This window comes from Pseudomonas sp. SB113, from assembly GCF_040754745.1.
GTDB classification, from domain to species: Bacteria; Pseudomonadota; Gammaproteobacteria; order Pseudomonadales; family Pseudomonadaceae; genus Aquipseudomonas; species Aquipseudomonas grimontii.
This window is the reverse complement of record NZ_JBFMHW010000011.1, coordinates 79076-103963: the sequence shown is the minus strand read 5'-3', so window position 1 is coordinate 103963 and position 24888 is coordinate 79076. Positions and strand designations below refer to the sequence as shown.

Below are 24888 nucleotides of genomic sequence, written 5' to 3'. Positions count from 1 at the left end.
TTGTCTGATCATTAAAGGATGGCCCGGTGCCAGATCCCAATGAACCCTCACGAACGCCCAAGGTCGATTAGCTACACGGCTCACACGAGCCGATTTTCTGGAGCTGACCCATGGACATCATTCGTATCATCATCGCCATTCTGCTGCCGCCACTGGGTGTGTTCCTGCAAGTGGGTTTCGCTGGCGCGTTCTGGCTGAATATTCTGCTGACCTTGTGCGGTTACTTCCCGGGCATCATTCACGCCGTGTACATCATCGCCAAACGCTGATGGCCTCAGCCTTTTGCGATGAGCCGTGAATTGCGCTCATTGCGAAAGGCCAGTTGCTCGATGGTCTGGGTGGCATGTTCGGCTTCTTCCCGCGCCTTGAGGATGATGCCGTGCTGCTCGGACTTGCTGCACACCGGGTCGGCATTGCTTGCATCCCCGGTGAGCATGAAGGCCTGGCAACGGCAGCCGCCGAAGTCCTTTTCTTTTTCATCGCATGAACGACACGGCTCGGGCATCCAGTCGTAGCCGCGAAAGCGGTTGAAGCCAAACGAGTCGTACCAGATGTGCTGCATGCTGTGGTCGCGCACATTGGGAAACTGCACCGGCATCTGTCGGGCGCCGTGACAGGGCAGGGCGGTGCCGTCTGGCGTCACGGTCAGAAAAATGCTGCCCCACCCGTTCATGCAGGCCTTCGGGCGCTCCTCGTAGTAATCCGGTGTCACGAAAATCAGCTTGCACGGGTGGCCTTCGGCTTCGAGCTTGGCGCGGTACTCGTTGGTGATGCGTTCAGCGCGCACCAGTTGTTCCTGGGTCGGCAACAACCCCACGCGATTGAGTTGCGCCCAGCCATAGAACTGGCACGTGGCGAGCTCGACAAAGTCGGCCTCCAGCGCGATGCACAGTTCGATGATGCGGTCGATCTTGTCGATATTGTGCCGATGGGTGACGAAGTTCAGCACCATTGGGTAGCCGTGCGCCTTCACGGCACGGGCCATTTCCAGCTTTTGCGCGAAGGCTTTTTTCGAACCGGCCAGCAGGTTGTTCACCTGTTCGTCGCTGGCCTGGAAGCTGATCTGGATATGGTCCAGGCCAGCTTTCTTGAAGTCGCTGATCTTCTGTTCGGTCAGGCCGATGCCCGAGGTGATCAGGTTGGTGTAGAACCCCAGCTTGCGCGCCTCGGCGATCAACTCGGCAAGGTCCTGGCGCACCAGCGGCTCACCGCCGGAAAACCCCAATTGCGCGGCGCCCATCTCACGGGCCTCGCGAAACACCTTGATCCACTGCTCGGTGCTCAGCTCCTTGCCCTGCTCGGCAAAGTCCAGCGGGTTGGAGCAATACGGGCACTGCAACGGGCAGCGGTAGGTCAGCTCGGCGAGCAACCACAGCGGCAGGCCGATGGCTGGTTTTTCAGGCAAGGGTGATCCAGTGCTCAGCACGGGCGACCTCCATGAATTGCTCGATGTCGTCACCCAACTCAGGCACGCCGGGGAACTGTGCTTCGAGCGCGGCAATGATCGCCGCCACGTCGCGCTCACCGTCAATCAAGCCACCAATCAGCGCGGCGCTGTCGTTGAGCTTGATCATGCCTTCGGGGTAGAGCAACACATGGCCTTTTTGCGCGGGTTCGTACTGGTAGCGGTAGCCCTGGCGCCAGGTCGGTTTTCTGCTGCGATCGAAGCTCATAAGGTGATCCCTTTGTGCCAGGCCCGCTGCTCGGTCACGCTGTGGTACGGCGGGCGTTTCAGTTCGTAGGCCATGCTCATGGCATCCAGCATGCTCCACAGGATGTCGAGTTTGAACTGGAGAATTTCCAGCATGCGCTCCTGGCCTTCACGGGTGGTGTAGTGCTGCAAGGTGATTGCCAAGCCGTGCTCCACATCGCGCCGGGCCTGGCCCAGGCGGGTGCGGAAGTACTCGTAGCCAGTGGGGTCGATCCATGGGTAATGCTGCGGCCAGCTGTCGAGACGCGACTGGTGGATCTGCGGCGCGAACAGCTCGGTGAGCGAGCTGCTGGCGGCTTCCTGCCAACTGGCGCGGCGCGCAAAGTTGACGTAGGCGTCTACCGCAAAGCGCACGCCGGGCAGCACCAGTTCCTGTGAACGCAACTGGTCCGGGTCGAGGCCGACCGCTTGGCCCAAACGCAGCCAGGCTTCGATACCGCCGTCTTCACCCGGTGCGCCATCGTGGTCGAGCAGGCGCTGGATCCACTCGCGACGGATCTCACGGTCCGGGCAGTTGGCCAGGATCGCGGCGTCTTTCAGCGGAATGTTCACCTGATAGTAGAACCGGTTGGCGACCCAACCCTGGATCTGCTCGCGGGTTGCGCGGCCTTCATACATCGCCACATGGTATGGGTGATGGATATGGTAGAAGGCGCCCTTGGCCCGCAAGGCTGCTTCGAATTCGGTTGTGGTCAACGGTGCGTCAGTCATGTCGTCTGCTCCTACAATTCAATGCTCATGCCGTCGTAAGCGACTTCGACATTGCGCCGCACCAGTTCCGCGCGCTCGGGGGAGTCTTCATCGAGGATCGGGTTGGTGTTATTGATGTGGATAAGCACCTTGCGCTGCTTGGGCAACTGCTCCAGCACTTCGAGCATGCCGCCGGGGCCATTCTGCGCCAGGTGGCCCATCTCGCGGCCGGTACGGGTGCCGACGCCACGGCGCTGCATTTCGTCGTCGTCCCACATCGTGCCATCCACCAGCAGGCAGTCGCTGCCGGCCATGATCTGCAGCAATGGCGCGTCGACCTTGCCCAGGCCCGGGGCGTAGAACAGTTTGCCGCCAGTGCGCAGGTCTTCGACGATCAGGCCGATGTTATCGCCTGGGTGCGGGTCGAAGCGGTGCGGCGAGTAGGGCGGGGCGGCACTGCGCAGTGGCAGTGGGGTGAAGCGCAGGTTGGGGCAGGCCGGGATGGTGAAGCTGGCATCCAGCTCGATGCGGTTCCAGGCCAGGCCGCCGTTCCAGTGGGTGAGCATGGTGAACAGTGGGAAGCCGGTGCTCAGGTCTTCGTGGACCATGTCGGTGCACCACACCTGGTGTGGGCAACCTTCGCGCAGGCTCAATAAACCGGTGGTGTGGTCGATCTGGCTGTCCATCAGGATGATGGCACTGATGCCGGTATCGCGCAGTGCGCGGCCGGGCTGCATCGGCGCAAAACCCTGGAGTTGCGCGCGGATATCCGGCGAGGCATTGCACAGTACCCAGTTCACACCATCGTCGGAAATCGCGATGGATGACTGGGTCCGCGCCTGCGCCCGCAGGCTGCCGTCACGAAAACCTGCGCAATTCACGCAGTTGCAGTTCCACTGCGGGAAGCCGCCGCCAGCGGCGGAACCTAGAATCTGGACAAACATGGCCGCTCCATCAAGCAAAGCTCAAAACAAAAACGCCCCGGGCGAACCGAGGCGTTGTATTACCCAGCGGCTTAGCGGCTGGCGAAGTACATGGTGACTTCGAAGCCGATGCGCAGATCAGTGTAAGCAGGTTTGGACCAGGTCATATTCTTACTCCTACGAAGGGATGGGACGTTTACTACCAAGTAATACATATAGTCCACCTCCAGTCGGAGATGTTCAGATGTGTGCGTGGGAATGTTACGCAATTCTTTTCAAGTTAGCGCTGTCTTGGTGGAAAAAGCCTGTTGCAGGGTTGGCAATGATCAGCTCGCCGGTTGCCAGCTCTCGTCGATGCGTGGGCCGGTGGCGATGCAGCGCCAGCCGCCAGTCGCGTCCTGCAGCTGTTGGGCAGCGCGTTGCAGATCCTCCGGGGTTCGGGTCTGGATCAGTGTTTGAAGCTGGCACAGATAATCCGACGGATGGCCCGCCAAGCGTGCGTGCCACAGCAGTTCGGCGCTTTGGGTGATCGGTAGCGTCGCGGCGCAGAACTGCTGTGCCAAGGCGTGATTGCCCAAGTCATCGCTGCCATCAATCAGCAACGGTAGATGTTTAAGAAAGGTGTGCAGGTGATCGACGATGCCTTCCAATGAAACGCTGGGTGATTGCACACCAAACAGCAGGCCGGTTTGCCCGTTGATCTGTCGGACGCCGCTGAATACGGCGTAGCCCAATTGCAGCTCGACCCTCAGGCGTTGGTAGAACGGCCCTTGGAGCAGGTGCCCAAGCAGTCGCCAGGACGCTTCATCGTCCAGGGATTGGCTGGGTGTCGGGCAAAACAGCAGCGCGGCGGCTTCGGTTGAGTCGGTTTTAACCGTATGCCACACACGTTGACCGCTGAGGTGTTGAAGAGGCCGTTCGAATTGTGCAGGTTGCCCAGGCAGACGGGCTGCGGCGGTCTTTATCAACGCCTCACACGCGGCGGGCATGCCCAGCCCCAGGCCGTGCCAGCGCGCCGTGGCCCAGGATGCAGGCTGCTCGCTGGCGTCGACATTGCCGATGGCGCAGCACGTCGGCAGGGCCTTGAGCAGTTCCCGGATAGCAATCATTGGTGCGGGGGCTGGGGGCGCTTCTTGCGGCATCTGCAGGCGCTGCGCCAACACCTCCAGGACGGCCGGCATGGGCTCGTGCAGCCCGCTCATCTTCATCAGCCAATCATTGCCGGCGGTTTCGAAAGATAATTCGACGCCCGCCTGGCGCGCATTCTCACGCAGTGGCTGCAAGGTGCTTTCCAGCCCAGCAGGCACTGGCGCGTCGAAGCGCCACTGCAAGTACAGCGCGCCCTCATCGCTGTCATCCGCCAAGGCCGGGCTGAAGGTCAGCGCCGATACGTCCCTTCGGCCCCGTGAACGGTCCTGGGCAAACGTGCGCAAGCCTCGGTGAGCGCTGGTTTGGCCGCGAATCAGGCCAGCGCGTTCTTCTTTGACTGGTGGACGCAGGAACGGGTTGTTCGGGGGCAACTGCCAACGGTGTTCGGCGAGCGGCAAGTGCAGCGAATCAAGCAGGGCCTTGAGCGCAGCGACGCTCTGTTCACTGAGGTCTTCGCTGTCGTTCCGAGCCAGTGCCAGGGCGCCCTGGGTCTGTTGTTGGCGAGCGTTCAGCAGGGCGAACTCTTCGCGCAGTGGCGTCCAATCGCTGTGTGCGAAAAAGCTCAGCCAGTCGTGCAACAGCGCCTCGATTTGTGTCGTCGGTTCGTTTTCGGTATCGAGCGTAAAGTCGATGTCCAGTACGGCCTGCCCGGCGAAGTGGTACAGCACTGACGCTTGCAGTGCGCTGGCCACGTGCCGGGTTTTCAGCTCGGCGAGCAGCCCGCCCGGCGCAGGGGCATTGAGCCAGGTGCAGAGGAACTCCAGGGCTTCACGGGGCGCGTCACAGGTGATGACGTGGTGCAGATGGCCGCTGCCGATGTGTTGATAACGCCGAGCCTGGCCTCGCATCAAGGCCGCTGGTGAGGCCTGCGGATGCAGGGGGCCAGTGATCAGTTGCGTGCTGAAGCGCTGCGCCAGGGCTTCCAGTTCTTGCAGCGGTTGCGGGCCGGCAAGGCTCAGTGTCATCTGCCCGCTTTGATAGAAATGCGCGTGGAATTCCCGCAGTGCTTGCTGAAACGCCTCACGCTCCACGGGCAGGCTGTCGCGGTTGCCCGCGTGAAAGCCGCGCAGCGGGTGATCCGCCGCCAAACCTTCGAGCAGCGCCACCTGCTGCTGCGCCTTGGCATCCTGGGACCAGGCGACGTACTCGGCGTGCAGCACTTCGCGCTCGCGCAGTTGATCTTCCAGGGCCAGGTGCGGGTGGGACAGCATGTCCGCCAGGCGCTCCAGCCCGGGCGCAAAGGCTGAAACCGGTAGTTCAAAAAAGAAGTCCGTGGTGCGTTCGCGGGTGCTTGCATTCACCTGGCCGCCGTGGCGCTGCACGTAGGTCATAAGCCCTTCGCCCGCGGGAAAACGCTCGGTCCCCAGAAACAACAAATGCTCAAGAAAATGTGCGAGCCCCGGCCAGGCCAATGGCACGTCGTGGCTACCGGCAGCCACCCGCAGCACCGCTGCGCAACGCTTTAAGCGCGGTGTATGGCGCAGGGAAACCCGCAGGCCATTGGCCAGGGTCAGGTGAACGGGATAAAGGTGGGCCGGGGCGGGCATGGGCACTTCCAGAGCGGGGCAAGTGCCTATGCTAACAAACCCGTTCAATCAGGGCTTGTGCAGCGGGCCGTAAAGCTCGGGACGCCGGTCTTGCAGGTAGTGGTTGGCGGCGCGGGCGTCGAGGATCGATTGCCGGTTCAGTGTCCCGACAATCAAGGCTTCATCCAGGCCCGCCTGGGCGATTCGCTGGCCATCCGGCGCGGCAATGCTGCTTTGCCCACAGTACTGAATCTCGCCTTCGTGCCCGCAGTAATTGGCGTAGGCCACGTAGCACTGGTTTTCGAAGGCCCGCGCCCGCACGGTGACGTCGGCGACGAAGTCGAACGGCACCATATTGGCGGTGGGCACCAGGATCAGCTCGGCACCGGCCAGGGCCAGGCGTCGGGTGTTTTCCGGGAACTCGAGGTCATAGCAGATCAAGAACCCCAGCTTCCATCCGTTGAGCTCCACCAGGGGGAAATCATCGTCGCCGGCACTGAACATCGAGTGATCCAGATCGCCGAACAGATGGGTCTTGCGGTAGTTGCACAGGCGCTGGCCGTGGGCGTCGATCAATTGCACGGCGTTGTAGATCTGCCCGTCTTCGGCCCGCTCCGGATAGCCGTACAGAATCGCCAGGCCGGCGCTTTGCGCCAGTTCGGCAATCGCCTGCGCCGACGCCCCATCCTGGGCCTCGGCCAGTGCCCCAACCGCCTCGGTGCCAATGTTGTAGCCGCTGAGAAACATCTCCGGCAGCACCAGCACATCCGCACCGCAGGCTTCATGCGCCAGCTGGTGCAGACGCTTGAGGTTGCCCGCGACATCCAGCGGCAACGGCGGGCATTGGTACAGGGCGACGCGCATGTTCAACTCCTTAGTCAGCCAGGGCAATCGGCCCGATCTCATCAAACACATCACCCGGCCCCGGGTTCTCGGGGTGAGTGCTGCCGCCAAAGTGGGTCATGATGCCCCATACCGCGTTCAGTGAGGTTTGCACCGCACCCTCCACCCACGCAGGGGTCCAGGATACGTCGTCACCGGCGATAAAAATCCCACGCTGTTCAGCGGGCATGTCCTTCTGCATGAAATGCGCATACATGCGCTGGTTATAGCGATAGTGGCCGGGCAACGCGCCTTTGAAGGCCCCAAGGAAATGCGGGTCGGCTTCCCAGGACACGGTGATCGGGTCGCCGATGATGCGCGCCTTGATGTCGACTTTCGGGTAGATCTTGTTCAAGGCGTTCAGCGCCAGTTTCACCCGCTTATCGATGGGCTGCGGGAGCATTTTCAGTGCGTCGCTCATCCACGAGTACGACAGGCAGATCACCCCTGGTTTATCGTCGCCGTTGTCGAAAAGGTAAGTGCCGCGAGTGAGGCGATCGGTGAGGGTCATGCTCATCAGGTCGCGGCCGGTCTCCGGGTCTTTGTCTTTCCAGAACGGGCGGTCGACCATCACGAAGGTCTTCGACGATTGCATGTAGCGCGTACGGTCCAGGGCCATCCACATCTTTTGCGAGAACAGTGTTTCATCGCACTCGATCTGGGTGGTCAGCAGCCAGCTTTGGCAGGTGGTGAGCACGGCGGCGTATTCGCGGGTATCGCCGTAGTTGTCGGTCACCGCGAAACGGCCATCGGCAGCATGGGCGATGCGTTTAACCCCGGCCCGTGGTGCACCGCGGTGCAGCGAACTCAGGCTGGTACCGGCGGGCCAGTGGGCGCATCGTTCCGGCACGTGGCGCCAGATGCCCATCGGCACCTGGGCAACGCCGCCGACGACCAAATGTTGGTGGTCGTCGCAGTTGGTCATCACCACACGGAAGATCTCCAGCATCGAGTTGGGGAAATCCGAGTCCCAGCCACCGGTGCCAAAACCCACTTGGCCAAACACTTCGCGGTGGTGAAACGATAATTTTGCGAAGGCCTTGGAGGTCGCCACGAAGTCGTAGAAGGTGCGGTCGTCCCACAATGGCACCAGCTTGTTCCACAACGCCTTGAGGCGCGGTACATCACGGTCGCGGATGGCTTGCTGGATGTCGCCGAATTGCGAGCCGGCTTCCAGGGCATCGGCCCAGGCGTCAGCCACTTCCTGGAACAGCGCAGGCAAATCGGACAGCTTTTGTGCGTAGTGCGTCTGGCCTTCCAGATCGATCACCGTACTGCCGGAAGCTGGCGTCAGCGGGTTGGGGAAGGGTTTGGTTTCCAGGCCCAGCTTGTCGACGTAGTGATAGAACGCGGTGGACGACACCGGGAAGCGCATGCCGCCCAGCTCGGCAATGATGCCTTCGGCGCCTTCAAAGGCTTGGGAGCGCAAGCGCCCGCCCATCTTCGAAGCTTCATACACCACGGGTTTGAGGCCCAGCTTCATCAATTCGTAGGCGGCGACCAGCCCGGCGATACCGGCGCCGACGATGGCCACTTCAGCGCCATGGTTGGCGGCGGGGATACTGCCGAGTCCAGCCGGGTGTTCGATCCAGTCATCAAAGGCAAACGGGAAATCCGGGCCAAAGATGGTGATGGGTTTTTTACCGTCTGCAGGGTGGCGATTGGTCTTGCTGATGGTGCTGGACGGAATGCTCATGGCGGGCCCTTGCTGACGACTCGGCGGGAAGTGACCCGCTGAGTATAGGAAAAGATGGCAGCCAGTTTAGGGAGCGTTGCGTTCGTTAATAAGACGCAAAGTGTCGTCGGATTGGATTGTTTTTAGTCATAGTGACGAGGTTGGTGATCAGGTTGGCTGCCCGCGATCCAATTTGTTACTGAGGATGATCGAGGTGGTGGTTTTCTCCACGCCATCGACACTGCCGATCTGGTCCAGCAATTGATCGAGTTGCTCCGGCGAGTCGGTGCGCAGCCAGGCGACGTAATCGAACTCACCGCTCACCGCGCACAGTTGTTGAACCTGGGCCATGGCGCTCAGCCTGCGCAGCACTTCTTTGCCCGAGCGCGGTTGCACGGTGATCCCTACATAGGCCTGCAAGCCGCCATCCGCCACACGTTGGCCCAGGCGCACACCGTAACCGGTGATTACCTGGGTTTTCTCCAGGCGCGCAAGGCGCGACGTCACCGTCGTGCGCGCGATGCCCAACTGCCGGGCAAGCATGGCCACGCTTTCGCGGGCATTGATCTGCAATGCGGCGATCAACTGGCGATCAATTTCATCTAGAACAGGCACGTGAGGCTCCATGACGGGCGGCAATGGGAACGGATGTTACAGGCTTGGATCGGCCAGCAGGCAGCGGGCAAACAGTTGTGGCACCGGCAGATGACGTTGGCTGTAGCGGCTCAGCAGGATGATCTCGCGGTAAAATGTCAGCTTGCCTAGCGGGATTATTCTTACTTGAGGCGAGCGTTCCAGCCACAGGCCTGCCTTTGGAATCAACGACACACCCAGGCCACATTCCACCATCCTGACGATGGCTTCCAGTTCATCCAACTCCAGCGCCACTTGCACATCAAGCTTCTGCTCGCGCAGAAACCGGCTCACGAGCCGGCCGCCAAACGAAGCACGGTCATAGCGCACATGGGGCTGGGTGTTGAGCAGTTGCAAAGGGTCATCGCCTGCCAATGTGTTCGGCACAACCAACACGAACGGCTCCTTGCGCAGCACCTGCACGTACAACTCCTTGGGCAGGTCGAAGGGCGGGCGAATGATAATCGCCGAATCCAGCTCTGCGGCGTCGACCTGGCTCAACAGCTCCAGGGATACGCCAGGCACCACCTTACACTCAACCGTTGGCGCTGCTTGGCGCAAACGCACTAGCGCGTGGGGCAACAAACCGGTTTGAGCGGTGGTGATGGCGCCGACTTTCAACTCGCCCCGGTATTCATTGGCATTCACCGGCACCGCCATGCGGTTGAAGGTCTCCAGAATCTCCTTGGCCAAGGGCAATGCGCGCAAACCGGCGGCATTCAGTGTGGCCTGGCGGCCAGTGCGGTCGAATAACTGCACGCCCAGTGCTTGCTCCAACTGACGTATCTGCGCACTCACCGCTGACTGCGTCAGCCCGATATGCATCCCCGCTGCCGCGAACGTGCCGTGGCGCATTACCGCAATAAAGGTCTTCAATTCACGCAGCATGGGCGTCTCGATTCATCGAATTTTTTTGAGCTCGACGCAAAAACTATCGTCTTTTCATCGTTGGCAGCAAGGCTAAACTCAGGGCGACTAACGCCCATAGAGGTTTGAACTGATGACACTCGCGCCCTTTCACCTGGCAATTCCGGTATTCGATCTCGCCGCTGCACGGCACTTCTACGGCGACGTCTTTGGGTTGGAGGAGGGCCGCTCCAGCGAACACTGGGTTGACTTCAACTTCTTCGGCCATCAACTGGTGATCCACGAACACCCGAAAACCGCCTCCCAGGAAGCCGTCCACACCAACGCTGTCGACGGCCACGACGTACCTGTACCGCACTTTGGCGTGGTGCTGGGCTGGGAAGATTGGCACGCCCTGGCAGAGCGTCTACAGGCGCGGCAGACGACGTTCGTGTTGGAGCCGCATATTCGGTTCAAGGGGCAGGTGGGGGAACAGGCGACATTGTTCCTGTTCGACCCGTGCGGCAATGCGCTGGAGTTCAAGGCGTTCAGGGATATTGGGCAGTTGTTTGCGAAGTAAGGTTGCAGGCAGCCCTGCCTCGCAAAACGTTTGTGCCAGACACACAAAAGCCGCGCAATGCGCGGCTTTGGAGTTGGTGGGCCCACACGGACTTGAACCGTGGACCAAAGGATTATGAGTCCAAATAAAAATTAATAGCGACAGTTAAACCACTGGGGTATTACGGTTTTACGGGATATATGCGGGCAGTTTCTGAAAATATTACCTTCTGGTGTGGACGGTATGTGGACGGAAAAATCGTCCAGTACTTCCCCCTCCTTCATCACGTTTCACGACGCGAAATCCACTATCTGCACGTCATCCTTCAGCAGCGCTGAATCAAGCTGCTAGCTTCGCTCCTTTTCGAATTTCACAAAACGAACATGAGATGTCCGTCGGCGGGAGGGGGAAAAGTGCGTTTCTTGGCTCTGATTAACAGGTACTGGGCTACGCTGGCTCAGGAAGGTCGTTTTGGGGTTCACTGTAGAATGAAGGCGTAAGCTATATTTTCAGTTGTCGAGGGGGCATATATGTCGAGAGAGTGGGTTGAAGATTTAATTAAATTGATAGGTTCGCGATCTTTGCCACTTGAAAATATTTCGGCGGCGCAAGATCTAAAATATAAAAACTTCCCTAAGTCGCTATACAAAATTAGAGAGGTAAATAAGTATTCTTTAAATAATCTTAGAGAATCTACGCTACATCTGACGTTTGCCAGTAGGTTTAATGATCCATACGATTCGGCTGTAGATTTCGATCCCGACTTTGGTCATTCATATGTTGAGTCATTGCTCGAGTACTTCAAAGACTTATCCGTCAGCGATCGGCAGATTATTTTGTCAGCCAAAGATCCCATTCGTGAATTGATCAAACATATTCCGACTCAAACTGATAAAGCTGAGCTTGGCGATGGTGAGTTGAATGCTCTTTGCGAAGTTTTGACGTCGGGTCATGCGAAGTTTGCTGCGGAAACAGTGAATAAGATGAACTACCTTCTCCAAAACTCTTACAAGATTTGCTCATTAACGGAAAGGCTCGATTCTCTACCACTCTGGGCGCACTACGCTAAAAACCATACTGGGTTTGCTATGGAGTATGATTTTCAACGGTTGCCCCCAAAGGACCTTCTAGGATTGTCTCTGTGGCCTGTTAGATATAGTGGAGTGTTTAATGCGTCTGAGCTCTTGCGGGGAGTGATGCCAGGACAAAGTTTTAATAATTTATTCGGTTTGGTTGCTGCGCTTCATAAATCCCCTGATTGGGCTTATGAGGAGGAGTGGCGCTTAGTACTAATAGATGGTCCTAATGATCCAGCGAGAAATCTTATAGCTCCGTTAAAAGCTGTCTATCTTGGTTCGAAAATTAGTGACGAGGATGAGGCACTGGTTGTTAGAGAGGCTCATACAGCCGGGGTGCCAGTGTTTCGTATGCGATTGGTGCCACATAAATTTTCCATGGAGGCAGTGCTTGCCCCCTTATGACATTTAGTCCACAAGCGCACTTTTTTGAGTAGTAGACATAGTTGTCATTAAGACGATGAAACTAATTTTATGAAAATAAAATAACCCGCTATCGCGAGAGCTATAGCGGGTTTGGCATTACCTCATGAGCGACTACCGGAGCGGCAGCATCAGCGTAATGGGAGAAAGTCCCGGGCACGGTATAAATCCTGCGTATTTGGTATAGAAGCTCGACAGGCGTTCATTCAGCGGGTGAACAATCAATGCGCTGGAACCGATGGTATTGGAAGCGCTGATTGCACGCTCAATAGCATCTTGCAGCAGGTCGATCGCAAAACCCTGACCTTGAGCCGCGTGAGTGATTCCCATACGGCCTAGCAGGGTCACTGGATGGATGCTTGGTGAATTGCGTTGATGGCTTTTCGGAACGACATTCTCGCGTGCGATGGAACCACTCGACAGGGTGTAGTAACCCATGACGATTGAGGTGTCCTTACGGCAGACGACGTAAACAACCGCCTGTTTGGCGGCTTGAGCTCTACGCGCCTGCCTTTGCAGATAATCGTTAATTGACGGTTCACCAGAATCGAATTGATCCAGGATGTGTTCGTCGGCCAGCTTTTCTGGAGCGCTTAGCTCCACCGTTTGGGTCTTTCGAGAAGTTGACGTAGGCATTCGTTACCTCGTATTGGGTTGGCTTCCATGGCCTGTTCAAATGCGTCAAATGCAACGTCATCGAGAAGGAACAGCCGTTTATCTAGGATGACTTCTTCCGCTTTTTGGCAAGCGGCCTCCAAGATAAAGCTGGTTCGATCGCGACCGGACATAGCAGCTGCCAAATCGATCAGGTTCCGTTTTCTTTCGTCCGCTCTCATGTTGATCGGGACGGGCTTGGATCTTTCAATGCTTTCAATATTTGCAGTCATGTTTTTACCGCCTATAGGCTGGTTAGGTTTTTAGATCTTTCGCCTCCTTATGACGTGAGTGTGCGACGCTCGCATGTAGTTGTTTTCATTGTGAAGTCCCTTCATTTAGTGAGATCTAGCGTTTGAGGTTCAGGGCTATGAGGTTTGCCCTTCGACGGATCTTACATTGATTGTGTAGCTAATGTCTATACGCGTGTAGCTTTTAGATATACGCGTCAACCTCTTTGACCTTGATTTTCAATCCGCACCCGTGTTCAGGCAAAGGATCGGTGAGGGGCATCATTTTCAGGCCACACAGGTTTGGGAAATTTCTGGCATACCCAAAAGTAGGGTCGCACCGATCATGGTGGCTCCCTCGGCATTGGGCTGTAGCGGGCTAGCAGGACATTTTTGTGGGATTTTTAGGGAGTGAATCTACTGGTCAAAACTCCAGTATTCATCGCATTTTCTTCGACGTTAATCATGCATTCTGCATTTCGTTAGCCGCGCGCTCCGATAGGCGAGAACTGTTCCAGCAAACGGTGACCCCGCTCATCTGTAACCACGTCGAGTTCCTTATCGTGGAGCCCTGCGCGGACCCCGTCCGTGGCAGTTATGAGTCACACCAGGCTGTTGCGATCAAAGCACTGTCTGCTGGTTGGGAGCGCGTTTTGATATTCGAAGACGACGCAAAGCCTTACAAGCTCGGTACTCGACAAGTCGGATGGATCAACCGATTCATACGTCATCGCCCTTTTGAAGTCCTTCACCTGGGCTACACCATGGGCCGTACCTGGTTGACCTGGTTCCCATTCATTGCGCGGGGGAGGGTGGCGGCGCTTCACGCGTACATCCTTTCGCGCGAAGGCTGCAGGATATTAGCTGAGACACCGTACAGCGGCGTGCCCGTAGATGTCATGTTCAAGCGCAAGATCAAGCAGCACTGCGTGTTCCCAATGCTGTTTCGTCAGCAACCCGCTGCCCTGACAGGCAGCAATATAGAAGTGTGCGCGACAAACGACGATGAATGGTGGGAGCGCAATTGGCGAAAGCATAAATTGGCGCCGCTGAAAAATGTTTGGCGAACGTTGTTACGCATCAGGTTTTGAGTAGTCCATGTCTAACGACATCGTCATTTGGGAGACGCCTTTTTCTCAGTAAAGCGGTCATTCAGGATATTTCTGATTGCCTTGGATTAGATCCGCCAGCCATGATTATTAATAACTGACGCTACATCCGGCGCAGAATCCCAAAAAGGAATTTACTGAATGATCCGAGTAATGGTCTCTCTGGACCTTGTGAACGCTGAATCTCAACGTGATGAGTTTTACAAGCTGCTGGCTGCCAAGGGTTGGACCAAGTTGGCTCGCGTAGACACGGTATGGGTATTCAATAAAATGGGACATACCGAGCAAGATGAGCGCGATGCAGTGGCAGATATCGCTCGCGTGCTGACTGAGGCCGCAATTGAGTTCAAGCCCACGCGCATTGACTATGTCGCCCAGATCGGAAACAACATAGCGATTGAGCGAGTGGTTGAAAAAAGGTTCAGCGAGTACGCAACCTATAACGCGTAATTTTCAAATGGCGTCCGTCTATACGGGCGCCATTGCCTTGACACGTAGAGTTCGAAAGGCAGCTTTGCGTTTCGCTCACCCTCCGTCAACCCCCGCCTAACCCACTCCGCCACCTGCGTAACAACGGAATTTCCGATATCAAAAGCCTCCGCAAGGTTGGCCGCATCCAGTCCGAAGCAAAGCCAACCATTTTCAGCCGCTCGCTGCCGCTCAGCAATCTGATTCCATCCGTGCGGGTGAGCGACGAGAGTGGTACAGCCCATAGCGATCTGCGATCCGGCTTTGTTTGCCAATAGAGTATTGGCAGCCCAGGCATCCGCGGGCCGTGGCCAGTGCTGCGATTGAGACGCTGGAGATATTGCGTCCACTGGCGCGGCGTCAGCCAGGAGCTGGATGGGGGGCATGCGTCGATAACCTGCGACCAGGAATACGCGACGACGCTGCTGGGGGACTCCGAAATATTGAGCATTAAGCACTCGCCAAAATCCCACATACCCGCAGTCCGCAAGGGCCCGGATGACTGTTTCAAAGTCGCGGCTATCGTTGACAGCGAGCAGGTTAACGACGTTCTCAAGGACCACCCAGCGAGGTTGTGTTTCCTTGAGGATTCGTATGACTTCCCAAAACAGTCCGCTGCGTTCGCCTTGCAGGCCTCGGGTCGCGCGATTGCTTTCCCTGCATCCGGCGATGCTGATGTCCTGGCAGGGGAATCCGGCAGTGATGACATCGACGGCAGACAGGTTGTGAGCCCCGCATTTGCGCACGTCTTCAAATTGGCGTGCATGGGGAAATCGATCGGCAAGCACAGCCCGGTTGATGGGGTTGAGTTCGACTTGCCAGGCGGTGCGGTATCCGGCGTTTTCAAATCCGACATCAAAGCCTCCGATGCCTGCGAACAGGCTGCCAATGGTGGGTTGTTGCATTCATTCACTCGGTGATGGGTTTAAGTTTTGCGGCTTGCGCCGTGGCAGACGCTGCATGTGTCGTGAATTCAGCCGCGTTATCCGGCGGCGGTGTCGGGCCGTGTTTGTGCGCGGTGATGGCGACGTTCATCTGCTGCACCAGGTCGATCAGGTCACACAGCACCTGCAGCACGTTGACGTCTTCGGAGCCCAGCCATGTTTTGCTCGCCATCAGGCGCTGCCCCATGGCGGCCACGCTTTTACGCATGCCCTGGATCTGCTCGTGCATGTCGCCGCCCACGGCCGAGTTGTGTTTTTGCCCCACGACCATGTTCAAGTCCCGACCGGTGGCCAGGTGCAGGTCATCGACGGCCGCCAGGCTGGCCGATCCGCCGGACAGTAGCTTCAATGCCCCCAGCGCCTCGATGGTCTTGATCCCGCCAACCGACTCCGTGCTGTGGTCATCCACCTCCACGGTGCTGAGTTGGTACCGCTCTGCGTTTTCCAGCGCCAGCACCTGGCGCTCACTGGCCTGATCGGTGATCCGCGCGTCCGTCCGCCGCAACCAATTACCTTCCGCATCGGCACGCTGCTGCACGGCCTCGCTGTGCTGCCATAACTGATCGCCTTTCGGTACTTGGGGCAGGCTCAAGCCGTGGGGCAGTATCTGCAAGATGAAGGGCTTGTTTGGCAGCCCGTAGGCAAAGCTGACCACCACGACGGTGCCCTCCTCGGGAAACGCATAAAAACCCATCTCGGTACCGCCGCCGGGGACCGGCAGGGCAACACCCAGTAATGGCGGCAGATCTGCATCCGCTTCACCGTCCGGGCCCAACACCTCAAGATCAACGGCATAGCGCGGCCGGAAGTCATCACACAGCCCGGCAGCGGCCGGTGGATCGGCCACGGCCAGGACGCGCGCAAAGCGCGGCAGGTGATAGGCGCCGGCCAATTCCGGGAAGCGCCGTTCGACGATACGAGTTACGGCGTCTTCCACTTGAGTACCATGTGCGGGCCGGTCAGCGTCATGGCGGTGACGCGCTGGCCTTGGTTGATCATCGCGCCAGGACGCAGGCCGGGGAGGGCGGCAATCTCGGCGCTTTGGTTGTTCTGGTAACCGTCGAACAGTTCCACGGGCAGTTGCAGTGGAGGGCGCTCGCCCCAGTAGCTGTCGGCCCAACTGCCGACGTACACCTCGCCATCGCCCTGTTGATGCCAGACGAAATCCGGGATTTTGAATACCTGGGCCAGACTGTCCATCGCCTGGACGCCGCCGGCCAGCGAGTAAAAATAGGGTGTCCGGACTCGGGCGTAGGGCGCGTCCGGCACCCGAAAGCGCAGGCCGGTGAGACGGCTGGCCTCGGTCAGTACGTCGCGCAAGTCGACATGACGCAACGCCATGGGCAGCGGGTAGTCGAGAACAGCGGCAACCTCACGGCAGAACAGCACCTGCTCCTGGCTGTTGGCGGTGGTGCACTGGCCTACGAAGCCGACAAATAGCCGATGCAGCGGCCCTTCGTTATAGCCAAGGTCGAGCGTCACCAACCCGCGCAGGGGCGTGGGGGATTTGACCGTGAAGCTGGCCCGGCCAGGTGTGTGCAAAGCCAGACGCACGTCATCGTGCACCAGGTCGAAGGGGTGACCATTGATCCGCACGACTTTGTGCAACTTCATTGGGCAGGTCCCACGTAGTCGTCCACGCGTTTCAAGATCCGCTCAAAGCCGTTCAATTCCGGCTCATCAGCTTCCCCTGAGGGCGTCGTCACGCTGTCGCCGGTACCGCCTTGCTGATGCACGTTGCTGTCCGGGCGACGCGTCTCCACGCGCTCGGGGTTCGACCGCTTTTCCGTCAGGGTGAATTGCACCCGCCAGGCCGCGAGGCTGTCGTCTTCCCGTGCGGTGATGGTGTCGCTGAATATCACCTGGCGCACACCAAAAGCCTCGGCGGTATCGTTGACGATGCGGTAGGTCTTGAGCTGTCCGCCGGCGGCCGTGGTTTCAGCCAGGCGCATGAGGTCCACCAGGTGCTGCTGATCGCGGTAGGGAATCAGTAACGAAACCGTCAGCGCCTTGGGCTTGAACCCCTTGTGGGCACTGTCGGTGTTGCTGGTCTGGCCCGACAGATCTCCGCTTTCGATTCGTAGGTTTGCCGTCACCTTAAGCGACTTGCCATTGACCTTCTGACCATCGAGCAGCAGCGTCACAGGCCCACCAGCTCCTGCACAAAGCGCAGGCCCTCATTCGGCCCGACCAGAAGCAAGCCAGCGCACAGTACCCATTCATGGCCGGGTGCGGACCCAGCCAACAACTGTCGGCGCAGTTCATTGCCGTTCCCAGGGCCGATCAGTCGCGCGACGGTCGTCGTCTCCGGTGTCGGGTTGGCAAACTGATCCTGCAGATCTTTCAATTGCTGATCCCGCACGGCGGCCTGCTTTGCCTTGCGCGCGGCGAGGGCGGATAAATCCGCCAGCGGCGAGCTGTCTGCGGTGTAGCTTTCCAGTGCAGCCAATTGCCCTGACAGCGAGCGCTTAGCTGCCTGGGTGACGGTGCAGCGCTCCAAGGGCAAGGTGCCCCATGTGGGCAGGGCAGGGGCACTCGGCAGCTCCCATTTTTCGGATTCAAGGCGTGACAAATACCGCGCGCGCTTTTCGGTGCGTTGCAGCTCGGGCACTGGCATCAAGGCGCTGAAGCGTGAAAGTGCATCCGCCAACTGGTCGTGGCGCGTGGACAAGAACATCAGCGCCAACGCATGCCCACCGGGGGTATCCAGCAGCTTGTCGGCGAGCATCCGTAATAGATTGGGCCCAGATAGAAAAAGCTGATACCCCTGCCCCTGGCCAATGCCACTTTGGAACGGCGTAATCACCATGCACGCAGGCACCTGCCCCAGCTGCCCGGCCATGGCCGCCCGTCCGGCTTTGATGGCGGCTTTTGCAGCAGGCCCCACAGGCCCCGGTGTGGTGGTGGCCAGTCCATCCAGTTCAGCCAGTCGTTTGGCAGTGTCCAGTAACTCGGTCCCGGCGAGGTCTTTGGCCGGCCCCAGGTCATCAATCCACTGTGTCGCTTGAGCAGGCCATCGCATGGCCACGGGAGTCCAAGTCATTCAGGCGCATCCCATTCGATGGCTCGCATAGCGGCGAGATCCCTTAACGTGAGGGTTTTTAATAACTCGCGTTTGAGGTGGTCGGCCTTCTGCAGGGCCGACTGTTTGTGCTTCAACAAATGCAGGCCCACGGTGTGGAGCTGTTCGGCCGTATGTTCGCGGTAGGTCTTTTGCGCATCGTCCCCGTAGCACGGGTACGGTGCGTCAAACTCGCTTAAGATCAGCCCTGTCAGGTTCATTTGATCTTCCAGTGCACTGTCGTAGCGGAAAGACCCTCCCAAGGCATCCGACGTAAAGCCAGAATCAATCATGCGTGCGCATGTACTGTTGATCATGTCTAACTTTTGCGGGTACAGCCGGGCCAGCACCGTGTCCAGGTCATCCACCCAACGGCCGTTTTTCCATACCTGACCAGGTTGAGGGCGTGACAGCGTGTACCCGTTGGGAATCGGCCCGGCGCCGGTTAACGTCAGCGGCTCGCCCGTATTGGTGTTGTAAACGATCAAACCGTTGAAGTAGTCCAGCAACTGCCAACGCCTGCCATTCCAGCTTTGGATCTTACCTTCGGGCGCATCGGGTGGCGCCACTTCAACACACCCACCAGGGATCAGAAACACCCCAGGTTCCAAGGGCGATTCTTGCGCGTTAGCGGGGCCAACATAGAGGCCCATGTGATCGGTCTGATAGACGGTTTTGGACGACATGCGGACCTCAATACTTGATGCAGACCAGCAAGGCCTGGTTGATGGGGCGAGCCTCATTGCCGCCGGCCGCGTTCACGGTGATGGCGTGGGAGTGAGCGCCGTTGCGTTCGATGCTGATGGTGTGACCATGGCCGCCCGCCGCGCCGAGGCTGACGTTGTGGGTATGTACCCCTGCGTCTTGAGTACGCACGTTTCCTTCGATGCCGCCGAGTGCAGGTCGCGTATATGAACCGTCGCGATGCGCGGTAGCTGCGCCCGTAACGCCATGGCTATGTGAGCCCTGTGCGTCAGTCGAGGCCGTGTGCACGTGTTCCCCTTGAACATTGGTCGAGGCATCGTGCATGTGGTCGCCCACTGCACCTGCCGATGCCACGTGGTCATGGGCCAGGTTCTGGCTGTGTTGGGTGCTGCCCAGATCGCGCCCGGGATCAATTCCGCGTCCGTCGTCCCAGGCGCGGGGGAAGAGCCCGCGACTGTCGCCAATGTTGAAGGTGGTACTGCCATCACCGGCGCCGTAGCGTGTACCGATCTGGGCGAACAGCTTCGCATAGACGGTGCGCGAGACGTTTGCGCCGTTACGTTTGAGCCAACCCGGTGGGGCGGTGGTCAGGTCAAACGCCGCGACCATGCCCACCAGCGAATCGCTGATCTGTTGATTGAGGTTGTTTAGCGCGGCTGTGGTGGCAAGAATTTCGCTGCTATTGGTCTGCGGATCATCACTCTTTGCGTTGGGTAGCTCATCCAGTCCTACGTCGGCTTTGGTTGTTCCGCGAGCCCGTAACTGCTCGTAGTCTCCGGTTCTTGCTGCGAAATACCGCATTAGCGGCCCGCCAATGGGTTCGACTGCTCGTCGGTCAGTGACGGTGATTGAGTCCGGTAGGTCGGCGAGGGGGATCAAATAGTGCTGTATATCCGCGGTGTCTGTGTAGTCGGTAAGATTCTCGCCCCAAGCCACAGACCATTGAACCCCCACACTGTTTTCCTGGCGCACCAGGGCCACGTCTAGATAAGCTCGGGTTGGTAGTTCAGGCGGAGTAGTGGGTAGAGCGTTGGCTCGCTCGATACGCATACCTTCGACGTACACTTGTCCGGGCTTGAGCTGATAGGCATCCCCGACTTTTACCAGCTTCAGGCTATCGCCAAAGAAACACGCCCTTCCAAACATATCCCGATTCGCCAGCCGCTCCCGTTCATCGATGTCCCGCAGCCGCACGGTGAAATCATGCTGCCAGGTACTGGCGTCGATGGTGACATCGGTCAGCGCCTGGGCGCCGTCAAACACCAACAGCATGTTACGCGTGACGTTGTTGCCGATCTGATGCGGCGGGAGGTTCTTGCGTTTCTGTTGCACTGGCACATACCCGACTGCCAGTAAAACCCCTTCGCCACTTTCCAGGCCGATCCAATTCCAGTCGAAGTCGCCGATATCGCTACCCATCATCAAGCTGTAGACAACCTGATTAGGGTTCACGAAACCTTTCTGGGTGTAGGTCTGTGTGTGCACGACTTGCTCGGGTGGCGGTTTCGGCGCTTCCCGGTCCACAGGTCTCGTGGGGTCAAGATCCGGTACCAAGGCCAGCACAAACTGACTGACCAGCAGCACTTCATGAGCAGCTTGCTTCTCGGCGATCAGCTGTTCGCCGGCTCGGGTAATGCTTGCAGCCATGTCGGCTCCTACAGTGTGGCAACCAGCGTCTGCTGGTCGTCGTTGAAATCGGCGATGCCCACCAGCAGAGCGAGTGGGGTGAGGGTCACAAAGTCATAGCGTCGGCAGGTACGGCCGTATTGCTGCACGAGTACTCGAAGCAGCTCGGGGTTGTCCGACAGCTGGGAGTCACTGAGCTGAAGTACCACCACGTCCCAATCCCGTTCGGGCAAACGTTCTTCGATCTCCACATAACCAACGCCCAGCCGATTGAGGATGCGCTTGAGTCCGGCCGTTGAGCCTGCGTCCACTGAGTTGATGAAGGCGTACTTCACACGTAGGCGGTAAAGGCTCTCCGGCTCGCCGCGAAAGCGGGTGATATCGCGCTGCCAGGCCAGCAGGTCGAGGATGGTCAGGTGGCAGTGTTCGGGGTCCATTTGTAGCAGCGGCCATTGCACCCAGCCTTCGACGGTTTCCCACCAAGCCTGGGCCGTGGCCCTGAGCTTGGTCAGTTCGCCGGCATTGAGCCAAAAAGGCAGGTTGAGCTTAAGCATCGAGCAGCACCGCCAAGGCTTCGATCCGGGGGATGTTCAGCTCGGACACAATGTCGGTGTTGGTAAACCGCAAGGACTCGATACGTGGGAACTGCGCGTGCAGCTCTTCGCCCAACCGGCTGAAGGAAAATCGCGCCTGGGGATACGTCAGGGTCGGCTGATAGTCATTTGCCGTGCTTTCACGGAAGGCGGCGCGGATGAATTGCTCAATCTGCATTGCCAAGTGCTTGCGTTGTTCCTGGGTCAGGTTGGCGCGCGGCCACACCGCTACTTCAAGCGTGTGCCGCGTTTCGGGCATGACGTAGACCAGCATGTCGTCGCCGTGGCCGTGATTGCCTTCATCGCGGATATGGGTGTTGATCTTCTGCAGGTACTCGTCGGCCGGCACTCCTGCGTCGAACAGCACATAGGCATTGGCGCTGCCGGGGCCACGTGGGGCGCCGTGTTCGAAGTACACGCCGTCTGGGTTTACACCGGGAAAGGCGGTGATCATGGCGCGGTACACGGCGTCGGTATGGTACTGGTTCACCGCTGAAAACTGGTTGCGCACCCGCAAGCGCAATTGCTCGTTGGGCTCGGCGTCTGCGCCGGGCTGGGTCAACCATTCGTCCGTGTTCACTACCTGCACAATGCCCGGTATCGGCACCGGCAAAATCGCGTAGTACCCCGGCGCCAGGTTGTAGCCGCTGCCGGCTTCGGTTGCCTCTACCGGAATCGTTAACTGGTGGGCCCCGTCGGCAAAGATGCCGGGCCGGGTGGTGATCAGCTCGTAGAGATGGCCGTTGATGGTGGCCGACTGCACCCGAGTACCCGCCGGTACCTCAAGCGCTCCGGCGGCTGTGGCACGGGTGAACAGCAACGTGCCCAGGGCTTTGGTCGAGGGCTTGCGCTCGACGTTCACCGCCCAGGCGAGCATGTCCAACCAGGCATCCACTGCGGTCTGCACAAAAAAGTTGGGTAGCACGGTGTTGATAATGAACTGGATCAGCCACAGCACCGGCTTGGTCACCAGGGCCGAGACGATGCGCCAGAACGGCGAATAGGTGCTGGTGTTGCTGATCTTGCTGCCCTGCTCGGCGGCCTCTTTTTCCCAGGCCTTTTTCAACTCGGCCTCAGTGGTGGGGATGCCGGCGTCCCGCAGCGCTTGTTTGAAATCCGCGCTCACACCATCACCTCCACGTCGCCAAACTTTACCGTGGTCGCGGTCACCAGATAGACGCCCGACGTATGCGACAGGATCTGCACGGTACCGGGTACCAGGCGCACGTCGTCCTCCACCCGTAGCTCCAGCTGTTGCAGACAATCGCGTCGACGCAGCGGGTCGCGCTCGGCTACCAGCGTCACCAACAAACCGCTCTCGCGAATCATGTGGGCGATGTCCTGGGCAATGCTGGCGCGGTCGTCAATCAGCAGCGGCTGGTTGGACGGGTCCAGCACAAGGTCATTGCCGGCAATCAGCAGGTCGACGTATTCACTCATCCGGCCATCCCTATTAACCCTTCCAGCTCATGGGCGGTCATCGGTTTGCTGGTGTGGATCTCGATTTTCTCCACATGAGTGCCTCGGTTTTGGGTGGCGGTGTTCTGAATGCTGGTGAGTAACCCGCCCGGCGGCACGGCGGTGGCACGGGTGGGAGAGAGGGAAGGGATTGCCGCGTTAATCGTTCGCTGGGCGCGTTGTGCTGCGTCGAGGTTGTCTAGATCGGGACCAGTCGGCAACTCGCCAAACTGCGCATGGATGTCCACACCGGGAATCGTGTTCAGCATCGCGATCAGGCCGTTGATGGCGCTGTGAAAAATCGCCACGATGCTGTCCCACGCGGCTTTGGCCATGCCTGACCAGCCGCCCATGGAGTCGAACCACTCCGACAGCACCACCAATTGTTCGTTGACCCACTTGAAGGCGGCGGTGTCCATCAAGGCGCTGGTCCACTCATCCCAGAAGTAGACGGCGGCAATGATGACCGCCACCAGGGCGACGATGCCCAGCACAATCCAGGTCACCGGATTAGCCCACAGCGCTGCATTGGTCAGCCAGATTGCCGCCTGCCAGAGTGCCATGGCGCCCTTGACCAGGCCGAACCACAGCACCAGGGAGGCCAGGCCCGCGACGTACAACGTCACCAGCAGGATCTGCATCAGGTACGCGCCGACGTTTTTCCAGGCCACCAGATTCAGTAATTTCCACAAAGCGATCACGGGGACGATAGCCGTACGCCAAACGCCGAAAGTGAAGGTCAGCAGCGCCACGGTAGCCGTCAGGCCCAGGATGGTAAGGGCTGTCAGGCCGATGATTCGGGTGAGGTTGGGAAACAGTGTGGTCCAACGCACTACTGACGCGCCGCCCTCGGCCAGCCGTTCGATGATTGGATTGAGGGTAGGCAGCAGCTTTTGGCCGAACGCAATGCGCACCGCCAAGATCGCGTGCTCGAAGCGCTCCCATGGATCGGCGATGGTCCTGGCCATCTTCACGGCCTGTTCCATGCCTTTGACCTTGCCCAGTTGGTCGATACTGTTGGCCAGGTCGCCGGTTTTGGGCAGCAGTTGGGTAATCAGCCCCATGGCCTGTTTGCCGCCGAAGGCCTTACTGATCAGGTCGGTTTCGGCGGCGTCCAACTCGCCATATTTGGCGCTGATCTTGGCCAGAATGTCGATCATCGGCAGCAACCGGCCCTGGCTGTCGGTGAATGACAGGCCAAGCTTGGCCTGGGCGCCGTAGGCCCCGGCGAGAAACGCCCGGTACTTGGTCCCGGCCTCGCCGCCGCTCATGGTCGCCTGCAGCGTGCCGAGGATGGCGATCTGTTCAGCTGCCTGGATGCCGGCCGAGGCGGCACTGGCGCCCAAGGCGGTAAACGCATTGCTCATGCCCTGGCCGGTGGTCTTGAACATCTGCACGGCGGTTGCGGTTTGCCCGGTCAGTTGCTCTACCCAGCCGGCTTTTCCCATGGCGTCGGCCTGTTTCTGGAAAATCCCGTACATCGTGCCGACGTAACTTGTTACGGTCGCCGCGTCAGCTTTGGTGGCCTTGGCCAGCACGTTGGAGGCGTTGGTGAACACTGCCAACTGGTTGCCGGTGAGTCCCGCGATAGCGCTCTGAATGTCGTAGGCAGAGCGCACAAAACCGGTGGCGCTCTCGCCGTAGGCGATGCTGAATTGCAGTGATTTGCGGTTGAGCAGCTCCAGCGCATCTGCCGCCACGCCCAAGCTTTCGACTTCGCCCAGCGCTGCATTCTGGCCCAGCGCTGGAGCCATTGCCGCTTTGAGTGCATAGGCAGAGCCGATCATGCCGGCCATGCCGACGCCCATTTGCGTAAGCCCCTTCTGGCCTTGAGTGGCCATGTCGCTGAAACCGGTTTTGACCTTGCCCAGGGGCTGGCTTACGCGGTCTACCAGGCGCAGGATGAAGTCCAATTTGCTGGTGGCGGCGGCGCTCATGAGCACCTTC

At 59.0% G+C, this 24888-nt stretch carries 28 protein-coding genes and 1 tRNA gene; 5 read left to right on the top strand and 24 right to left on the bottom strand.

Translation table 11 applies throughout. The annotated features are described in order from the left end of the window. Positions 1-110: 110 nt before the first annotated feature. A complete protein-coding gene (locus AB1462_RS16465; RefSeq protein ID WP_010207008.1) occupies positions 111-269 on the top strand; it encodes a YqaE/Pmp3 family membrane protein in 159 nt (52 codons plus the stop codon). Positions 270-274: 5 nt separating this feature from the next. Here AB1462_RS16465 and pqqE read toward each other — a convergent pair whose 3' ends face one another. From pqqE to AB1462_RS16415, 10 genes are all read right to left on the bottom strand, one after another. Beyond that, entirely contained in the window at positions 275-1426 is a 1152-nt protein-coding gene (pqqE, locus tag AB1462_RS16460; RefSeq protein WP_167361101.1) for a pyrroloquinoline quinone biosynthesis protein PqqE, read from the bottom strand. Continuing rightward, the gene (gene pqqD, locus AB1462_RS16455; protein ID WP_090401790.1) at positions 1398-1673 is read right to left on the bottom strand and encodes a pyrroloquinoline quinone biosynthesis peptide chaperone PqqD; all 276 of its coding nucleotides are present in this window, start codon (positions 1671-1673) and stop codon (positions 1398-1400) included. The genes pqqE and pqqD overlap by 29 nt, the downstream gene beginning before the upstream one ends. Beyond that, entirely contained in the window at positions 1670-2422 is a 753-nt protein-coding gene (gene pqqC, locus AB1462_RS16450) for a pyrroloquinoline-quinone synthase PqqC (protein WP_367247366.1), read from the bottom strand. The genes pqqD and pqqC overlap by 4 nt, the downstream gene beginning before the upstream one ends. Before the next feature lie 11 nt (positions 2423-2433). Next, complete coding sequence (gene pqqB, locus AB1462_RS16445) at positions 2434-3345, bottom strand: pyrroloquinoline quinone biosynthesis protein PqqB (protein WP_259193973.1); 912 nt, start codon at positions 3343-3345, stop codon at positions 2434-2436. A 71-nt stretch (positions 3346-3416) separates the two neighbouring features. Continuing rightward, complete coding sequence (pqqA, locus tag AB1462_RS16440; RefSeq protein ID WP_003194766.1) at positions 3417-3491, bottom strand: pyrroloquinoline quinone precursor peptide PqqA; 75 nt, start codon at positions 3489-3491, stop codon at positions 3417-3419. 159 nt (positions 3492-3650) lie between these two features. Beyond that, positions 3651-6020, bottom strand: a complete 2370-nt coding sequence (gene pqqF / locus AB1462_RS16435; RefSeq protein ID WP_367247364.1) for a pyrroloquinoline quinone biosynthesis protein PqqF — start codon at positions 6018-6020, stop codon at positions 3651-3653. Between the two features lie 48 nt (positions 6021-6068). After that, positions 6069-6863, bottom strand: a complete 795-nt coding sequence (locus tag AB1462_RS16430; protein ID WP_090401794.1) for a carbon-nitrogen hydrolase family protein — start codon at positions 6861-6863, stop codon at positions 6069-6071. Positions 6864-6873: 10 nt separating this feature from the next. Further along, positions 6874-8556 (bottom strand): flavin monoamine oxidase family protein, encoded by a 1683-nt coding sequence (locus AB1462_RS16425; protein WP_367247395.1) that lies wholly within the window; start codon positions 8554-8556, stop codon positions 6874-6876. A gap of 168 nt (positions 8557-8724) precedes the next feature. Beyond that, the gene (locus tag AB1462_RS16420) at positions 8725-9171 is read right to left on the bottom strand and encodes an Lrp/AsnC family transcriptional regulator (protein ID WP_090401795.1); all 447 of its coding nucleotides are present in this window, start codon (positions 9169-9171) and stop codon (positions 8725-8727) included. Positions 9172-9207: 36 nt separating this feature from the next. Next, positions 9208-10077: a LysR family transcriptional regulator gene (locus AB1462_RS16415; protein ID WP_367247363.1), complete on the bottom strand. Its 870-nt coding sequence runs from the start codon at positions 10075-10077 to the stop codon at positions 9208-9210. 112 nt (positions 10078-10189) lie between these two features. Here AB1462_RS16415 and AB1462_RS16410 point away from each other — a divergent pair, with 112 nt between their 5' ends. Then, the gene (locus AB1462_RS16410) at positions 10190-10615 is read left to right on the top strand and encodes a VOC family protein (protein ID WP_367247362.1); all 426 of its coding nucleotides are present in this window, start codon (positions 10190-10192) and stop codon (positions 10613-10615) included. Between the two features lie 74 nt (positions 10616-10689). Here the strand turns inward: AB1462_RS16410 and AB1462_RS16405 are convergent. Further along, positions 10690-10781, bottom strand: a tRNA-OTHER gene (locus tag AB1462_RS16405). Positions 10782-11124: 343 nt separating this feature from the next. Here AB1462_RS16405 and AB1462_RS16400 point away from each other — a divergent pair. Then, on the top strand, positions 11125-12075 hold the full coding sequence (locus tag AB1462_RS16400) for a DUF2971 domain-containing protein (RefSeq protein WP_367247361.1): 951 nt from the start codon (positions 11125-11127) through the stop codon (positions 12073-12075). Between the two features lie 132 nt (positions 12076-12207). Here AB1462_RS16400 and AB1462_RS16395 read toward each other — a convergent pair whose 3' ends face one another. After that, positions 12208-12729 carry a hypothetical protein gene (locus AB1462_RS16395; protein ID WP_367247360.1) on the bottom strand — a complete coding sequence of 174 codons (522 nt, stop codon included), beginning with the start codon at positions 12727-12729 and terminating at the stop codon, positions 12208-12210. Continuing rightward, positions 12687-12980 (bottom strand): DUF1778 domain-containing protein, encoded by a 294-nt coding sequence (locus AB1462_RS16390; protein WP_367247359.1) that lies wholly within the window; start codon positions 12978-12980, stop codon positions 12687-12689. The genes AB1462_RS16395 and AB1462_RS16390 overlap by 43 nt, the downstream gene beginning before the upstream one ends. Before the next feature lie 434 nt (positions 12981-13414). On the opposite strand from AB1462_RS16390, the gene AB1462_RS16385 reads away from it, so the two are divergent. After that, positions 13415-14068 (top strand): hypothetical protein, encoded by a 654-nt coding sequence (locus AB1462_RS16385; protein ID WP_367247394.1) that lies wholly within the window; start codon positions 13415-13417, stop codon positions 14066-14068. Between the two features lie 159 nt (positions 14069-14227). Next, positions 14228-14536 (top strand): hypothetical protein, encoded by a 309-nt coding sequence (locus tag AB1462_RS16380; protein WP_367247358.1) that lies wholly within the window; start codon positions 14228-14230, stop codon positions 14534-14536. On the opposite strand, the gene AB1462_RS16375 is transcribed toward AB1462_RS16380, so the two are convergent. The 11 genes from AB1462_RS16375 to AB1462_RS16325 are packed head-to-tail and all read right to left on the bottom strand — an operon-like array spanning position 14524 to position 24878. Continuing rightward, the gene (locus tag AB1462_RS16375) at positions 14524-15459 is read right to left on the bottom strand and encodes a DNA cytosine methyltransferase (protein ID WP_367247356.1); all 936 of its coding nucleotides are present in this window, start codon (positions 15457-15459) and stop codon (positions 14524-14526) included. The genes AB1462_RS16380 and AB1462_RS16375 overlap by 13 nt on opposite strands. Before the next feature lie 4 nt (positions 15460-15463). Then, positions 15464-16435, bottom strand: a complete 972-nt coding sequence (locus tag AB1462_RS16370) for a hypothetical protein (RefSeq protein ID WP_367247354.1) — start codon at positions 16433-16435, stop codon at positions 15464-15466. Beyond that, positions 16420-17112, bottom strand: coding sequence for a hypothetical protein (locus tag AB1462_RS16365; protein WP_367247352.1), 693 nt, complete (start codon positions 17110-17112; stop codon positions 16420-16422). Before AB1462_RS16365 ends, AB1462_RS16370 begins: the two co-directional genes overlap by 16 nt. Further along, positions 17109-17642, bottom strand: coding sequence for a DNA-binding protein (locus AB1462_RS16360; protein WP_367247350.1), 534 nt, complete (start codon positions 17640-17642; stop codon positions 17109-17111). The genes AB1462_RS16365 and AB1462_RS16360 overlap by 4 nt, the downstream gene beginning before the upstream one ends. Then, positions 17639-18541 (bottom strand): hypothetical protein, encoded by a 903-nt coding sequence (locus AB1462_RS16355; protein WP_367247349.1) that lies wholly within the window; start codon positions 18539-18541, stop codon positions 17639-17641. Before AB1462_RS16355 ends, AB1462_RS16360 begins: the two co-directional genes overlap by 4 nt. Beyond that, positions 18538-19245 carry a hypothetical protein gene (locus AB1462_RS16350; RefSeq protein ID WP_367247347.1) on the bottom strand — a complete coding sequence of 236 codons (708 nt, stop codon included), beginning with the start codon at positions 19243-19245 and terminating at the stop codon, positions 18538-18540. Before AB1462_RS16350 ends, AB1462_RS16355 begins: the two co-directional genes overlap by 4 nt. 7 nt (positions 19246-19252) lie before the next feature. Further along, positions 19253-20911, bottom strand: coding sequence for a phage tail protein (locus tag AB1462_RS16345; RefSeq protein ID WP_367247345.1), 1659 nt, complete (start codon positions 20909-20911; stop codon positions 19253-19255). A gap of 8 nt (positions 20912-20919) precedes the next feature. Continuing rightward, positions 20920-21444 carry a phage tail protein gene (locus AB1462_RS16340; protein ID WP_367247344.1) on the bottom strand — a complete coding sequence of 175 codons (525 nt, stop codon included), beginning with the start codon at positions 21442-21444 and terminating at the stop codon, positions 20920-20922. Continuing rightward, positions 21437-22609 carry a baseplate J/gp47 family protein gene (locus tag AB1462_RS16335; protein ID WP_367247342.1) on the bottom strand — a complete coding sequence of 391 codons (1173 nt, stop codon included), beginning with the start codon at positions 22607-22609 and terminating at the stop codon, positions 21437-21439. Before AB1462_RS16335 ends, AB1462_RS16340 begins: the two co-directional genes overlap by 8 nt. Further along, positions 22606-22923, bottom strand: coding sequence for a DUF2590 family protein (locus tag AB1462_RS16330; RefSeq protein WP_367247340.1), 318 nt, complete (start codon positions 22921-22923; stop codon positions 22606-22608). The genes AB1462_RS16335 and AB1462_RS16330 overlap by 4 nt, the downstream gene beginning before the upstream one ends. Continuing rightward, positions 22920-24878, bottom strand: a complete 1959-nt coding sequence (locus AB1462_RS16325) for a phage tail tape measure protein (protein ID WP_367247338.1) — start codon at positions 24876-24878, stop codon at positions 22920-22922. Before AB1462_RS16325 ends, AB1462_RS16330 begins: the two co-directional genes overlap by 4 nt. Positions 24879-24888 lie beyond the last annotated feature (10 nt).